The sequence below is a fragment of the Aeromonas sp. CU5 genome, from assembly GCF_002586745.1.
GTDB lineage: Bacteria > Pseudomonadota > Gammaproteobacteria > Enterobacterales > Aeromonadaceae > Aeromonas > Aeromonas sobria.
In genome coordinates this window covers 4,495,001-4,508,693 of sequence record NZ_CP023817.1, presented here as the reverse complement: position 1 = coordinate 4,508,693, position 13,693 = coordinate 4,495,001, and the positions used below count along the sequence as shown (strand labels likewise).

The 13,693-nt window shown below is 59.4% G+C and carries 11 protein-coding genes, 2 rRNA genes, 1 pseudogene and 1 riboswitch (1 of these 15 only partly in view); of the genes and pseudogenes, 9 read left to right on the top strand and 5 right to left on the bottom strand.

The features are described 5' to 3' along the window. Window positions 1–83: 83 nt before the first annotated feature. The 5 genes from leuA (at window position 84) to CK911_RS20450 (ending at window position 5,958) form a co-directional block, all read left to right on the top strand. Entirely contained in the window at window positions 84–1,646 is a 1,563-nt protein-coding gene (gene leuA, locus CK911_RS20470; protein ID WP_098972255.1) for a 2-isopropylmalate synthase, read from the top strand. Window positions 1,647–1,778: 132 nt separating this feature from the next. Next, on the top strand, window positions 1,779–2,864 hold the full coding sequence (gene leuB, locus CK911_RS20465) for a 3-isopropylmalate dehydrogenase (protein ID WP_098972253.1): 1,086 nt from the start codon (window positions 1,779–1,781) through the stop codon (window positions 2,862–2,864). Window positions 2,865–2,897: 33 nt separating this feature from the next. Further along, window positions 2,898–4,295, top strand: coding sequence for a 3-isopropylmalate dehydratase large subunit (gene leuC / locus CK911_RS20460; RefSeq protein WP_098972251.1), 1,398 nt, complete (start codon window positions 2,898–2,900; stop codon window positions 4,293–4,295). Between the two features lie 16 nt (window positions 4,296–4,311). Continuing rightward, a complete protein-coding gene (leuD, locus tag CK911_RS20455; RefSeq protein ID WP_098972249.1) occupies window positions 4,312–4,911 on the top strand; it encodes a 3-isopropylmalate dehydratase small subunit in 600 nt (199 codons plus the stop codon). Between the two features lie 117 nt (window positions 4,912–5,028). After that, the gene (locus CK911_RS20450; RefSeq protein WP_098972246.1) at window positions 5,029–5,958 is read left to right on the top strand and encodes a hypothetical protein; all 930 of its coding nucleotides are present in this window, start codon (window positions 5,029–5,031) and stop codon (window positions 5,956–5,958) included. 59 nt (window positions 5,959–6,017) lie between these two features. Here CK911_RS20450 and CK911_RS20445 read toward each other — a convergent pair whose 3' ends face one another. Further along, a complete protein-coding gene (locus tag CK911_RS20445; RefSeq protein WP_042018611.1) occupies window positions 6,018–6,308 on the bottom strand; it encodes a PilZ domain-containing protein in 291 nt (96 codons plus the stop codon). Between the two features lie 89 nt (window positions 6,309–6,397). Next, window positions 6,398–6,488: riboswitch (TPP riboswitch) on the top strand. A gap of 60 nt (window positions 6,489–6,548) precedes the next feature. Here CK911_RS20445 and thiB point away from each other — a divergent pair. The 4 genes and pseudogenes from thiB to CK911_RS21280 all read left to right on the top strand — a co-directional run. Then, window positions 6,549–7,529 (top strand): thiamine ABC transporter substrate binding subunit, encoded by a 981-nt coding sequence (gene thiB, locus CK911_RS20440; protein WP_098972244.1) that lies wholly within the window; start codon window positions 6,549–6,551, stop codon window positions 7,527–7,529. After that, on the top strand, window positions 7,526–9,151 hold the full coding sequence (gene thiP, locus CK911_RS20435; protein ID WP_098972242.1) for a thiamine/thiamine pyrophosphate ABC transporter permease: 1,626 nt from the start codon (window positions 7,526–7,528) through the stop codon (window positions 9,149–9,151). Before thiB ends, thiP begins: the two co-directional genes overlap by 4 nt. Before the next feature lie 80 nt (window positions 9,152–9,231). Continuing rightward, window positions 9,232–9,939: a thiamine ABC transporter ATP-binding protein gene (gene thiQ, locus CK911_RS20430; RefSeq protein ID WP_098972241.1), complete on the top strand. Its 708-nt coding sequence runs from the start codon at window positions 9,232–9,234 to the stop codon at window positions 9,937–9,939. Between the two features lie 37 nt (window positions 9,940–9,976). Next, window positions 9,977–10,117, top strand: a pseudogene (locus CK911_RS21280) (thiamine ABC transporter ATP-binding protein); the annotation flags it as partial. 66 nt (window positions 10,118–10,183) lie between these two features. On the opposite strand, the gene CK911_RS20425 reads toward CK911_RS21280, so the two are convergent. The 4 genes from CK911_RS20425 to CK911_RS20410 form a co-directional block, all read right to left on the bottom strand. Continuing rightward, window positions 10,184–11,554 (bottom strand): PhoH family protein, encoded by a 1,371-nt coding sequence (locus CK911_RS20425; RefSeq protein ID WP_098972240.1) that lies wholly within the window; start codon window positions 11,552–11,554, stop codon window positions 10,184–10,186. A gap of 404 nt (window positions 11,555–11,958) precedes the next feature. Beyond that, a complete protein-coding gene (locus CK911_RS20420; RefSeq protein ID WP_098972239.1) occupies window positions 11,959–12,411 on the bottom strand; it encodes a pullulanase in 453 nt (150 codons plus the stop codon). Between the two features lie 283 nt (window positions 12,412–12,694). Continuing rightward, window positions 12,695–12,809, bottom strand: a 5S ribosomal RNA gene (rrf, locus tag CK911_RS20415). A gap of 125 nt (window positions 12,810–12,934) precedes the next feature. Continuing rightward, window positions 12,935–13,693: ribosomal RNA gene (locus CK911_RS20410) — 23S ribosomal RNA — on the bottom strand; it runs 2,131 nt beyond the window's last position.

The following is a 13,693-nucleotide window of genomic DNA, read 5'->3' as shown; positions in this document are numbered from 1 at the left end:
TTACAAAAACCCGTGCACCCTGCACGGGTTTTTTTATGCCGCAGCAGGATGCACGTTACCGAACTTAGGAAGAGGGAAGTCACATGTCAGATAGGGTCATCATATTCGACACCACCTTGCGCGATGGTGAGCAGGCCCTGGCGGCCAGTTTGACAGTCAAGGAGAAGCTGCAGATCGCACTGGCACTGGAGCGGCTCGGGGTCGATGTCATGGAAGTGGGCTTCCCGGTCTCCTCTCCCGGCGATTTTCAATCGGTGCAGACCATCGCCCGCCACATCAAAAACAGCCGGGTCTGCGCCCTCGCCCGCGCCCTGCCCAAGGATATCGACGCCGCCGGCGAAGCCTTGCGGGTCGCCGACGCCTTTCGCATCCACACCTTTATCTCCACCTCCTCCATCCATGTGGAGAGCAAGCTGAAAAAGAGCTTCGAGGATGTGCTGGAGATGGGGGTCGGCGCCATCAAGCACGCCCTGCGCTACACCGACGATGTAGAGTTCTCCTGCGAGGATGCGGGCCGCACGCCGATTGATAATCTCTGCCGCATGGTGGAGGCCGCCATCAAGGCGGGCGCTCGTACCATCAATATTCCGGATACCGTGGGCTACACGGTACCGACCGAGTTCTCCGGCATCATCCACACCCTGTTCAACCGGGTGCCCAACATCGACAAGGCCATCATCTCGGTGCACTGCCACGACGATCTGGGGCTCTCGGTGGCCAACTCCATCGGTGCGGTGCAGATGGGGGCCCGCCAGATCGAGTGCACCATCAACGGCATCGGCGAACGGGCGGGCAACTGCTCGCTGGAAGAGGTGGCGATGATCCTCAAGACCCGCGCCGATCTGCTCGGGGTGCAAACCAATATCCGCCACAACGAAATTCATCGCACCAGCATGCTGGTCAGCCAGCTCTGCAACATGCCGGTGCAGCCCAACAAGGCGATCGTCGGGGCCAACGCCTTCTCCCACAGCTCCGGCATCCATCAGGATGGGGTGCTCAAGGCGAAAAACACCTACGAAATCATCACTCCCGAAAGCATTGGCCTGACCCAGAACAACCTCAACATGACCTCCCGCTCCGGCCGCCACGTCATCAAGCACCGGATGGAGTCCATGGGTTATGCCGAGAGCAGCTACGACCTTGACCACCTCTACGGCAAGTTCCTGACCCTGGCCGACAAAAAAGGACAGGTATTCGACTACGACCTCGAGGCGCTGGCTTTCTTCAGCCAGATCCACGAAGAGCCTGAGCACTTCAAGCTGGAGTACCTCGGGGTGCAGAGCGGCAGCTCGGTGCTGGCCACCGCCTCGGTCAAATTGAAGGTGGGGCAGGATCTGGTGTGCGAAGCAGCCACCGGCAACGGCCCGGTGGATGCGGTTTACCAGTGCATCAACCGCATCACCGGCTATGAGATCCGCATCGACAAATATGCCCTCAAAGCTAAGGGCGAGGGGGAAGATGCCCTCGGTCAGGTGGATATTGTCGCCGAGTATAAGGGCCGTAAATTCCACGGCATGGGGTTGGCCACCGACATCATTGAATCCTCGGCCCACGCCCTGCTCCATGTGATCAACAGCATCTGGCGCGCCGATCAGGTGGCAGAGCAGATGGAACGCAATAACAGCATCAAATCAGAAACCGTCTGAGCAGGAATCGCTGCCACACAGACGGCATGGAATGACAACATCAGGACGGGGAACGTCTGAACCGGCATCCGCGCGCAGCGTCGGGGAAACCGGGCAGAGGGATCTCAAAGACAATATCAGGATGGAGAGTGTATGAGCAGTTATCGGATCGCAGTATTGCCGGGTGACGGCATTGGCCCGGAAGTGATGGCCGAGGCCGTCAAGGTGCTGGAGAAGGTGCAGGCCAAATTCGGCCTCGCCTTCGAGTATGATCGCCATGATGTGGGCGGCATCGCCATCGACAACCACGGCACCCCGCTGCCACAAAGCACCATCAAAGGTTGCGAAGCGGCCGACGCCGTGCTGTTCGGCTCGGTGGGCGGCCCGAAATGGGAACATCTGCCCCCCAACGATCAGCCGGAGCGCGGTGCCCTGCTGCCCTTGCGCGCCCACTTCAAGCTGTTCTGCAACCTGCGTCCGGCCCGCATCTACACCGGTCTGGAGCAGTTCTCCCCGCTGCGCGCCGACATCTCCGATCGCGGTTTTGACATCGCCTGCGTGCGCGAGCTGACCGGCGGTATCTACTTCGGCCAGCCCAAGGGCCGCGAGGGTGAAGGGGCGAACGAAAAGGCGTTCGACACCGAGGTGTACCACCGCTTCGAGATTGAGCGCATCGCCAAGATTGCCTTTGAGTCGGCGCGGGTACGACGTGGCAAAGTCACCTCCATCGACAAGGCCAACGTGCTCGCCTCCTCCATCCTGTGGCGTGAGGTGGTGACACAAGTCGCCAAGGATTATCCCGATGTCGAACTGAACCATATGTATATCGACAACGCCACCATGCAGCTCATCAAGGATCCCTCCCAGTTCGACGTGCTGCTCTGCTCCAACCTGTTTGGTGACATTCTCTCCGACGAATGCGCCATGATCACCGGCTCCATGGGGCTGCTCCCCTCCGCCAGCCTCAACGAATCGGGTTTCGGCCTGTTCGAGCCGGCCGGTGGCTCGGCCCCGGACATCGCAGGCAAAGGAATTGCTAACCCCATCGCCCAGATCCTCTCCGCCGCCCTGATGCTGCGCTACAGCCTGGGTCAGGAAGCTGCAGCCCAAGCCATCGAGCAGGCCGTGGCCCAGACCCTGGCCGAAGGTTACTTCACCGCCGACCTGCATCAGGCCAGCGCCCGTCATCCGGTGCAGAGCACGTCCGAGATGGGCAGCCAGATCGCCGCCCGGATCTGAGCTAAAGAACAGATAACAAGGAAGAGAGAAGCAATGGCCAAGACCCTCTATCAGAAAGTATTCGACGCCCACGTGGTACGGGAAGTGGAAGGGGAAACGCCCCTCATCTACATCGACCGCCATCTGGTGCATGAAGTGACCAGCCCGCAGGCATTCGACGGTCTGCGCGCCATGAACCGCCAGCTGCGCCGCCCGGATCTGACCTGGGCCACCATGGATCACAACGTCTCCACCACCAGCAAGGACATCGCCGCCTCTGGCGAGATGGCCCGCATCCAGATGGAGACGCTCGCCGACAACTGCAAAGAGTTCGGGGTTCGCCTCTACGATCTCAACCACAAATATCAGGGAATCGTCCATGTGATGGGCCCCGAGCTCGGCATTACCCTGCCCGGCACCACCATCGTCTGCGGCGATTCCCACACAGCCACCCACGGCGCCTTCGGTTCGCTGGCGTTCGGTATCGGCACCTCCGAGGTGGAGCATGTGATGGCGACCCAGACCCTGAAACAGGGCCGCGCCAACACCATGCGCATTTCAGTCAACGGCAAGCTGGCCGAGGGCATCAGCGCCAAGGACGTGGTGCTGGCCATCATAGGCCGGGTCGGCCATGCCGGTGGTACCGGCTACGTGGTGGAGTTCGCTGGCGAGGCCATTGCAGGCCTCTCCATGGAAGGGCGGATGACGGTGTGCAACATGGCCATCGAGCTCGGCGCCAAGGCGGGGATGATTGCCCCCGACCAGACCACCATCGACTACATTCGCGGCAAGGAGTTTGCCCCCAAGGGCGAAGCACTGGAGCAGGCCATCGCCTACTGGCAGAGCCTCAAGAGTGACGAAGGTGCCCACTTCGATGCCGAAGTGGTGCTGGACGCCGCCGATATTGCCCCGCAAGTCACCTGGGGTACCAACCCGGGTCAGGTGATTGCCGTCAATGAGCCGATTCCGGCACCGGAATCCTTCAGCGATCTGATGGAGCAGCAGTCCGCCCGCAAGGCACTCGCCTACATGGATTTGCAACCGGGCCAGAAGCTCTCCGATGTCGCCATCGACAAGGTGTTTATCGGATCGTGCACCAACAGCCGCATCGAGGATCTGCGCGCTGCCGCCGCCATCGCCCGCGGTCGCAAGGTGGCCGCAGGTGTGCAGGCGCTGGTGGTGCCTGGCTCCGAGCAGGTGAAGGCACAGGCCGAAGCCGAGGGTCTCGACAAGATCTTCATCGAAGCAGGCTTTGAGTGGCGCCTTCCTGGCTGCTCCATGTGTCTGGCGATGAACAACGACCGGCTGCAACCGGGGGAGCGCTGCGCCTCCACCAGCAACCGCAACTTCGAAGGGCGTCAGGGCCGCGCCGGCCGCACCCATCTGGTGAGCCCGGCCATGGCCGCCGCCGCCGCCGTCACCGGCCGCTTCGCCGACATTCGCGCGCTGTAATTACGAGGAGAACAAGATGACAGGCTTCAAGCAACATAAAGGGATCGTCGTGCCCCTCGACAGCGCCAACGTCGACACCGACGCCATCATTCCCAAGCAGTTTTTGCAGAAGGTAAACCGCATCGGTTTTGGCAAGCACCTGTTCCACGACTGGCGCTTTCTGGACGATGCCGGTCAGCAGCCCAACCCCGAGTTTGTGCTCAACCAGCCGCAATTCGCCGGTGCCAGCATCCTGCTGGCTCGCGAGAACTTCGGCTGCGGCTCGAGCCGCGAGCACGCCCCCTGGGCACTGGCCGACTACGGCTTCAAGACCGTCATTGCCCCGAGCTTTGCCGACATCTTCTACGGCAACGCCATCAACAACGGCATGGTGCCGGTACGCCTGAAGGAAGAGGAGATCAACGCCCTGTTCCAGCTGGTCGCTACCAAGCCGGGCATCGAGATTGAAGTGGATCTGGAAGCCAATCAGGTGCGCGCCGGTGAGCGCAGCTTCGGTTTCGAGATCGACGAGTTCCGCCGTTACTGCCTGCTCAACGGGCTGGATGCCATCGGCCTGACCCTGCAACACGAAGCCGCCATCAGTGCCTTTGAGGCGAAGCAGCCAAACTGGATTTAACGCACCAGTTGCAAAAAAACGAGTAGAATCAACAGGGAGCTTCGGCTCCCTGTTTTACTGTCCGCTACGCTTCCCACTTTGGGCCACCGGAACTGGCCCGTGCCACAGGAAAGGATGATGAAGAGACCGACGGCAATCCCTCTGCTCTGTGCCCTGCTGCTAACCCTGCCCGTGGGCGCCAGCCAAACCAGCTTCAACAACAGCCTCGGCCAGATCAACGTCGGCTGGCGGGATAGCGAAGGCAAGCCCCAGCAGCTCACCTACCGGCTGGAACAGGGCAAGCTGCCGCCCCTTATCGCCTATCGCCCGGCCAGAATGCAGGAGGAGGTGTTGCAGGTATTGCTGCGGGAGGTGCGCCAGAACTACCCCGAGGTACAGTTCACCCTCACCCGCCCCACGCTGGAGCTGCATCTGAAAAGTCGCAATCAGGATAAAGCGCGTGAAGCGATGGCCTGGCTGGAATCACAGCGCAGCAAAGAGGAGTTGGCGTGGCTGACCGAGCACTACTTCCAGTACTTCACAACCCCTGACGGACAACTGGCGGTCAAGCAAGATCATCCGCGCATCGCGCTGGAGAGCCGCAGCACCTTGGCACCGCTGGTGGGTCAACTCAAACAGCAGGGAAGCACCGAAACGGAAGCTCGCCAGAAGACGGTGGCCCATATGCTGACCTTTATCCAGAGCATCCCCTACCAGCAGCTGGATAATCTCAATGGACGGCAAGGCAAGGGGTTTCTCGCTCCTCGCCAGGTGTTGGAACAGAATCGGGGCGATTGCGACAGCAAGGTGGCCCTGATGGCCGCCATGCTGGCCCAACTCTTTCCCGAGCTGAAACAGGCCATGGTGTTCGTCCCCGGCCACGCCCTGCTGGCCGTTGACCTGCCTGCCAAACCGGGGGATGCCACCATCAGCTGGCAAGGGCAATCCTATCTGCTGCTCGAGCCCACAGGCCCCGCCACCTTGCCCGCCGGCCAAATAGCATCGACCAGCAAAACGCTGGTCGATAGTAAACAAATCAGTGTGCAACCGGTTAAAGCCAACAAGTGAGCCTGTCTATCTCAGGCTCACACTGTGACCCATGACGACCGATTGATTAGCGCGCTGACTCAAGCCACGGGTAAAAACTCTATCGCCAACAGCAAGCCATCATCCTCGTCCAGCACCCGAATGATGCGGGCCTGCGCCTCGAAAGGGGGCAGCAGGTTGTTGTGCGTGGCCAGGCTAACCCGGATCGGCAAATTGATGTCAAGCTGGTGTTCAGATACCGCAATCCCCATGCCGTTGGCACTGAGATCCCGGCAGACCCCCTCCAGCACCTGCTGTTGCTGATAAACAGTGACCGGAGCATTGATAACCATGCGCGCAAAGGCACGCCTTTCCTTGGTATTGGTAAGCACGCGAACATCCTCTGTTGGGTGGGCGTCATCTCAGGGGTATTGCACAATTGTGCTGGTCTACCCAAAAGAACGTTAATACAATGCGGTGCGTTTCTCAAACGGGGTGCGGTTTACCGCTGAGATTATACCCGTGAACCTGATCCAGATAATGCTGGCGGAGGAATTTGAGGCATGGCGCTCATTTTTTGCGCCCTCACCCGCTGGCACCTCATTATTAACAAGTAATAGGGAGTGCCACCAATGAAAACCCTGCTGCTGGTCACCACCGGCCTGCTGTCGGCCAATGCGTTCGCCGCCAACACCCTCACCGTCTACACCTACAGCTCCTTCACTGCCGAGTGGGGCCCGGGCCCCAAGATCAAGCAAGCCTTCGAGAAAGAGTGCGGCTGCACCCTCAATCTGGTTTCCCTCGAAGATGGGGTAGCCATCCTCAACCGGCTGCGGCTGGAGGGCAAACACAGCAAGGCCGATCTGGTGCTGGGGCTCGATGATGCACTCATCAGCGAAGCCAAGCAGAGCGGCTTGTTCGCGCCCCATCCCACTAACCTCGACGGCATCAAGGTGCCGGGTGGCTGGCAGGATAAGACCTTCGTCCCCTACGACTACGGCTACTTCGCCTTTGTTTATGACAAGGAGAAGCTCAAGCAGCCACCCAAGAGCCTGAAAGAGCTGGTGGAGCGACCTGACCTCAAGGTGATCTATCAGGATCCCCGCACCTCTACCCCGGGACAAGGGCTGATGCTGTGGATGAAGTCAGTCTACGGCGACAAGGCACCTGCCGCCTGGGCCGAACTGGCCAAGAAGACGGTCACCGTCACCAAGGGGTGGTCCGAGGCCTATGGCATGTTCCTCGATGGCGAAGCGGACATGGTGCTCTCCTACACCACCTCCCCCGCTTACCACCTGATTGGCGAGAACAAGCCCCAGTATCAGGCTGCCGCCTTCTCAGAGGGTCACTACCGTCAGGTAGAAGTGGCCGCCAAGCTGAACAGTGCCACTCAGGGCAAGCTGGCCGATCAGTTCCTGCAATTTATGGTGAGCCCCGCCTTCCAGAACGAGATCCCTACCGGCAACTGGATGTATCCGGTGATCGACACCCAACTGCCCAAGGGCTTCGAGCAGATGATCACCGTAGCCAAGCCGCTCGCCTTCAGCAGCGATGAGGTGGCCGCCAATCGCAAAGGGTGGATCCGCGAGTGGCTACAAGCCGTCACCCAGTGAGCCGTCACGCCCTGAAACTACAGACTCGTCCCCTCTGGTGGCTGCCGGGCAGCGCAGCCACCCTGTTGATCCTGTTGTTGTCCCTCGGGCCACTCGCGGCCCTGTTGTGGCAGGCCGGTTCGCTGGCGCCACGCACCCTGCTCGCAGATCCTTATCTGCGCCATGTGCTGGGCTTCAGTCTGGGGCAGGCACTGCTCTCCACCCTGCTCAGTCTCGGGCTGGCCATTCCGGTGGCCCGCGCGCTGGCGCGGCGGCGCTTCATCGGTCGTACCCTGCTGATCAAGTTGTTTGGCCTCTCGCTGGTACTGCCAGTCATCATCGCCATCTTCGGCATAGTGGCGGTACACGGCAAACAAGGGTGGCTGCCGCAACTGTTGCGCTCACTGGGGCTGGATCCCGGCAACTACCTCTACGGCCTGTTCGGCATCCTGCTGGCCCACGTCTTCTTCAACATGCCACTGGCGGCCCGCCTGATGCTGCAGAGCCTAGAGAGCATCCCCGAATCGAGCTGGCGCCTTGCCAGCCAACTCGGCATGCGCTCGTCCCACATCTTCCGATTGCTGGAGTGGCCGCTTATTCGCGGCATATTGCCGGGACTGGCCAGCCTCATCTTCATGCTCTGTTTCACCAGCTTCACCACCGTGCTGGCGCTAGGGGGCGGGCCGAAATCCACCACGCTGGAGGTGGCCGTCTATCAGGCACTGCGCTTTGACTTCGATCTCGCCACCGCGGGCGGACTGGCGCTGGTGCAGCTGATCCTGACCGCCGCCCTGCTCGCCCTGCAACACAAGCTGCAGAGCACCCCGGCCAGTCGGGTGACACCGCGCCGCCCCTGCTTGCGGCCGGATCGCCATCAGCCAGGCACAGCCGTGGTGGATCTGCTTTCGCTCTGTATCGGGCTCGCCATCTTTCTGCCGCCGCTGCTGGCGATTGTGGTGGCCGGCCTCCACCCCGGCCTGCTGACGGCGCTCACCTCCAGCAAGCTGTGGCAGGCGAGCGGCCAGTCGCTGCTGATTGCGCTGGCGGCCGGCACCCTTGCAACCCTGCTTGGCAGCGGCCTGTTGCTCACCAGCCGTCACCTCAAGGTGCGCACCCGCCAGCGGCGCGCTGCGGCCATGTGGGAGGCCAGCGGCTCGATGATCCTGATGATCCCGGCGGTGGTGCTATCCACCGGTCTCTTCATCCTGTTTATGCCGTTCACCGATGTCTTCGCCCTCGGCCCTTGGCTGGTGGTGCTGGTAAACGCTCTGATGGCGCTGCCCTATGTGCTGCGCACCCTCTCAGCCCCCATGCAGCTGGTGGTACGCCAGTACGACCGGCTGGCCGACAGTCTGGGGGTACGCGGCCTGCATCGCCTGCGACTGGTGGAGTGGCCACTGCTGCGCCGCCCGCTGGCACTGGCGATGGCGCTGTCGATGATCCTCTCGCTGGGGGATCTCGGAGCCATCGCCATGTTTGGCAGTCAGGAGCTCACCACCCTGCCCTGGCTGCTCTATCAACAGCTCGGCAGCTACCGGCTGACCGACGCGGCCGCCACCGCCCTGCTGCTGCTCACACTCTGTTTCTCCCTGTTCTGGCTGGTTGAACGGGGTCTTGGAGGAAAAAATGGCGAGCATCATTGAGATACAAAACGCCTTGCGGCCCTGCGCTAGCGTTTCTGCGGCAGTTCTCGCTAGTCAAACGGACCCTTTGAGGAGGAAAAATGCTGAACATTGATATGCTTGCGACCAGCTACCCCGACTGGCGCGTCAGCTTCAGCGCGACCCTGCCCAAGGGAGAGATCACCGCGCTGATCGGCCCAAGCGGCGCGGGCAAATCTACCCTGCTCGGGATGATCGCCGGCTTCGTGCCGGTGGAATCAGGCCGCCTCAGTTTCGATGGTGAAGATCTGCTGCCGCTGGGCCCCGCCGAACGACCAGTCACCACCCTGTTTCAGGATCACAACCTGTTCCTCCACCTCTCGGTGTTCGACAATATCGCCATCGGCCTGCATCCGGGTCTGCGCCTGAGTGCCGCCCAGCGGGCACAGGTGATCGATGCTGCCGGGCGGGTCGGCCTTGGCGAGATGCTAAACCGCCTGCCTGAGCAACTCTCCGGCGGCCAACAGCAGCGGGTCGGACTGGCCCGCGCACTGGTACGGGGCAAGCCATTGCTGCTACTGGATGAGCCCTTCTCGGCCCTCGATCCCGCCTTGCGCCGGGAGATGCTGGCGGAAGTGGCCCGCCTCGCCTGCGAGCAGGGCATTACCGTGTTGATGGTTTCCCACAATCCGGAGGATGCGCAACTCATCGCCGATCAGGTGCTGTTTGTCGACGAGGGACGCATCGCCCTGCAAGGAAAGTCCGACCTCCTGCAAAACAGCAATCATCCCGGGTTGTTGCGCTACCTTGGTCGCGCTCTCGCGCCATAGTGGATGGCCAACCAGCTGATGGTCTCCCCCTATCATGCCGGAAGATGCCCAGCTCATCGCCGATCAGGTACTGTTTGTCGACGAGGGACGCATCGCCCTGCAAGGAAAGCAGGATATTCTGCAACACAGCGATCATCCCGGGTTGTTGCGCTACCTTGGCCGTACACAGGGATCATGAAGGCAAGGGCATCAAAAAAGGGGAAGCCGGATGGCTTCCCCTTTCTCATGCACAGATCCCGTTAAATCAGAGATTTTCCTCGGCGAACGAGGCCAGTCTGCTGCGCACCACGCCGTTGAGGAAGATGTTGGCACTGCCGTCGAAATCCTTGAAACGCTCGACGATGTAGGTGAGACCCGAGGTCACCGGGCTCAGGTAGTTAGAGTCGATCTGGGCCAGGTTACCGGAGCAGACGATCTTGGTTCCCTCACCGCAGCGGGTGATGATGGTCTTGATCTGGGACGCGGTCAGGTTCTGGCACTCATCCAGTAACACGAAGGTGTTCTGGATGCTGCGCCCGCGCATGAAGTTGACCGATTTGAACTGGATGTTGGCCTTCTCCATGATGTAGCTGAGCGAGCCACTCATGTTCTCGTCCTGCTTGTGCAGCACCTCTAGGGTGTCGGTCACCGCCGCCAGCCAGGGCATCATCTTCTCCTCTTCGGTGCCGGGCAGGAAGCCGATGCTTTCGGCAATTTCCGGGGTATTCCGGGTGACGATCACTTTCTCGTAAATACCCTTCTCAATCACCAGCTCCAGCGCCGCCGCCATCGCCAGCAAGGTCTTGCCGCAACCGGCCGGGCCGGTCAGGATCACCAGATCGATGTGCGGATCGAGCAGTGCATCCAGCGCCATCCCCTGATAGACGTTCTTGGGATGGACACCCCACGCCTTGCGGGACATCAGCCGCTCACGGCCCAGATCCTTGATGCGGATCTTGTTGCCATCGTGGCTGAGCACACGGGCGGCGAAGAAGTTTTCCTCGTCGATCAGGTACTGGTTGACGTGAATTCCTTCGAGCAGGTTGTCGTCGATCACATGAATGGTATCGCGGCCATAGCTCTCGCTCTCGCACTCGCCAACCCGCTCCCAAAAGCTGCCGGGCACCACCTGAAAGCCTTTGGCCAACAGGCGGATATCGTCGATCAGCTGGTCACTGCGATAATCTTCAACACGGGCGAGCCCTGCCCCTTTTGCTTTGAGACGCATGTTGATGTCTTTGGTGACCAGCACCACCTGACGCTTCAACTCATGCTTTTGCAGATAGAGGGCCGCGTTGATGATGCGGTTGTCGGCCTCCTTGTCGGTAAAGACTTCGGCATCCTGCGGCAGGTGGTGATCGCTGAAGATGCAAATATTGCCGCTCGCTTCGCCAGCCAGCGGAACGCCCTGGGTGATCTGCTCCGGCGTTGCGTCACGGAACACATCTTCCAACGCACGAATGGCCACCCGCGCGTCGCGGCTGACATCCTTGTTGCGATCCTTGATGTTATCGAGCTCTTCCAGCACTGTCATGGGGATGAGCACGTCGTGCTCTTTGAAGGAGTAGATCGCGAGGGGTTCGTGAAGTAGAACGTTGGTATCCAGGATAAACAGCTTTCGGTCCGTATTGTCCATAAGCATTCTCCTTGGCACTGAAGGGCCACGTGTGTGAATCTCAGATGTCATTGAAACCACACGGCCGTGACAGTTTTATTACCCTCAACGCTACGCCCGATTTTACTATCACACAACAAATCACTTGGCCGAGCGTTTTGATTGCCCATAAAAACAGCAATAAAAAGACCGGAACACAGACCGGTCTTTTTGCTTTCGCTCAATGAGTTAAACACACCGGTCAGCCATCCTGGGAGGCGCCGCTGCTGAGGCTGTTCATGCAACCATCCTTGAGCACCAGCCCCCCCCTTGCTTTGGCACTGATAGCAGAGCCCAGCATTGGTCGCAAAGCCACGATCAGCAGATCTCCAAACCAGGACACTCAACTGATTAAGTGACTGAATGAATGAATACTCAGAGATAGATCAGGGCTTCTTAACGTAGACGGTCGGTGTTCCACCCGCCATATTCAGATAGAACTCGTAGACGCCATCGGAATCCGGTGAGAACTTCATGTCCTCATACTTGGAGCAGGGGTTGACCGGCACCGCCTCACCGCCCAATACGGCAACACCATCACTCGGGCTCTTGTAGCCAAAGTTGGTACCGCAGCTCCAGCTCGAGTCAGCAAACTTGAACTTGTAGGGTGCCCACTCCTTCTTGAGCGTCCCTTTGGCCATGTAGAGCTTGTCGGCCACCTTGATCACCTTGCTCGCATCAGTCGCCATCCAGTCGTTCATCTCCCCACGCAGGTAGATGGACTTGCCACCGAAGTCACTGTTGTCTGCCCCAGCCTGCTCAGCACCACCATTGGATGCACAACCGCCTAATACCAGGGTTCCCGCCGCCAGCATCATCGTTACTGTTTTTTTGAACATGTGTCCATTCCTCAAATTATTGTGATTCCTTGGTCCATCGACGTGGACCGAAGGATTAAACCAGAGCACCCTTCACAAGAAAGGTAGAGGCATCACACTCTGTGCTTTTTATGTGCAAGCAATTAAATAATTGAATAAAAATTGAACGATAAATGAAGGGGATTTAGGCGATAGGGAAGAGCATCTATACAAAACAGAAGGGGAACGAACGATAATTAGCCAGATTACTGATTTTCAGCCAATAAAAAACCCCGCTCATCGAGCGGGGTTTCTTGTATTGGGTGCCTGGCAGTGTCCTACTCTCGCATGGCGAATGCCACACTACCATCGGCGCTACCGCGTTTCACTTCTGAGTTCGGCATGGGATCAGGTGGTTCCACGGCGCTATGGCCGCCAGGCAAATTAATTCAATCTGAGAAAGCTGACGTGAGTAATGATGTCGCTCGTGGCTTCATCACTATCACTGAATTTTTAAGTAGTTCATGCACTTGCTACAAGGCCAGAAACACTTCTTGGGTGTTGTATGGTTAAGCCTCACGGGTAATTAGTATGGGTTAGCTCAACACGTCGCCGCGCTTACACACCCCACCTATCAACGTTGTGGTCTCCAACGGCCCTTTAGGACCCTCAAGGGGTCAGGGATGACTCATCTCAGGGCTCGCTTCCCGCTTAGATGCTTTCAGCGGTTATCGATTCCGAACTTAGCTACCGGGCAGTGCCACTGGCGTGACAACCCGAACACCAGAGGTTCGTTCACTCCGGTCCTCTCGTACTAGGAGCAACTCCCTTCAATCATCCAACGCCCACGGCAGATAGGGACCGAACTGTCTCACGACGTTCTGAACCCAGCTCGCGTACCACTTTAAATGGCGAACAGCCATACCCTTGGGACCGACTTCAGCCCCAGGATGTGATGAGCCGACATCGAGGTGCCAAACACCGCCGTCGATATGAACTCTTGGGCGGTATCAGCCTGTTATCCCCGGAGTACCTTTTATCCGTTGAGCGATGGCCCTTCCATTCAGAACCACCGGATCACTATGACCTACTTTCGTACCTGCTCGACCTGTCCGTCTCGCAGTTAAGCTGGCTTATGCCATTGCACTAACCTCCTGATGTCCGACCAGGATTAGCCAACCTTCGTGCTCCTCCGTTACTCTTTGGGAGGAGACCGCCCCAGTCAAACTACCCACCAGGCACTGTCCGCGAGCCCGATTCAGGGCCCTGCGTTAGAACATCAAACATACAAGGGTGGTATTTCAAGGACGGCTCCACGACAACT

Coding starts and splice junctions, on each gene's coding strand:
- leuA (WP_098972255.1), top strand. CDS start 84: ATGTCAGATAGGGTCATCATATTCGACACCACCTTGCGCGATGGTGAG.
- leuB (WP_098972253.1), top strand. CDS start 1,779: ATGAGCAGTTATCGGATCGCAGTATTGCCGGGTGACGGCATTGGCCCG.
- leuC (WP_098972251.1), top strand. CDS start 2,898: ATGGCCAAGACCCTCTATCAGAAAGTATTCGACGCCCACGTGGTACGG.
- leuD (WP_098972249.1), top strand. CDS start 4,312: ATGACAGGCTTCAAGCAACATAAAGGGATCGTCGTGCCCCTCGACAGC.
- CK911_RS20450 (WP_098972246.1), top strand. CDS start 5,029: ATGAAGAGACCGACGGCAATCCCTCTGCTCTGTGCCCTGCTGCTAACC.
- thiB (WP_098972244.1), top strand. CDS start 6,549: ATGAAAACCCTGCTGCTGGTCACCACCGGCCTGCTGTCGGCCAATGCG.
- thiQ (WP_098972241.1), top strand. CDS start 9,232: ATGCTGAACATTGATATGCTTGCGACCAGCTACCCCGACTGGCGCGTC.
- CK911_RS20425 (WP_098972240.1), bottom strand. CDS start 11,554: ATGGACAATACGGACCGAAAGCTGTTTATCCTGGATACCAACGTTCTA.
- CK911_RS20420 (WP_098972239.1), bottom strand. CDS start 12,411: ATGTTCAAAAAAACAGTAACGATGATGCTGGCGGCGGGAACCCTGGTA.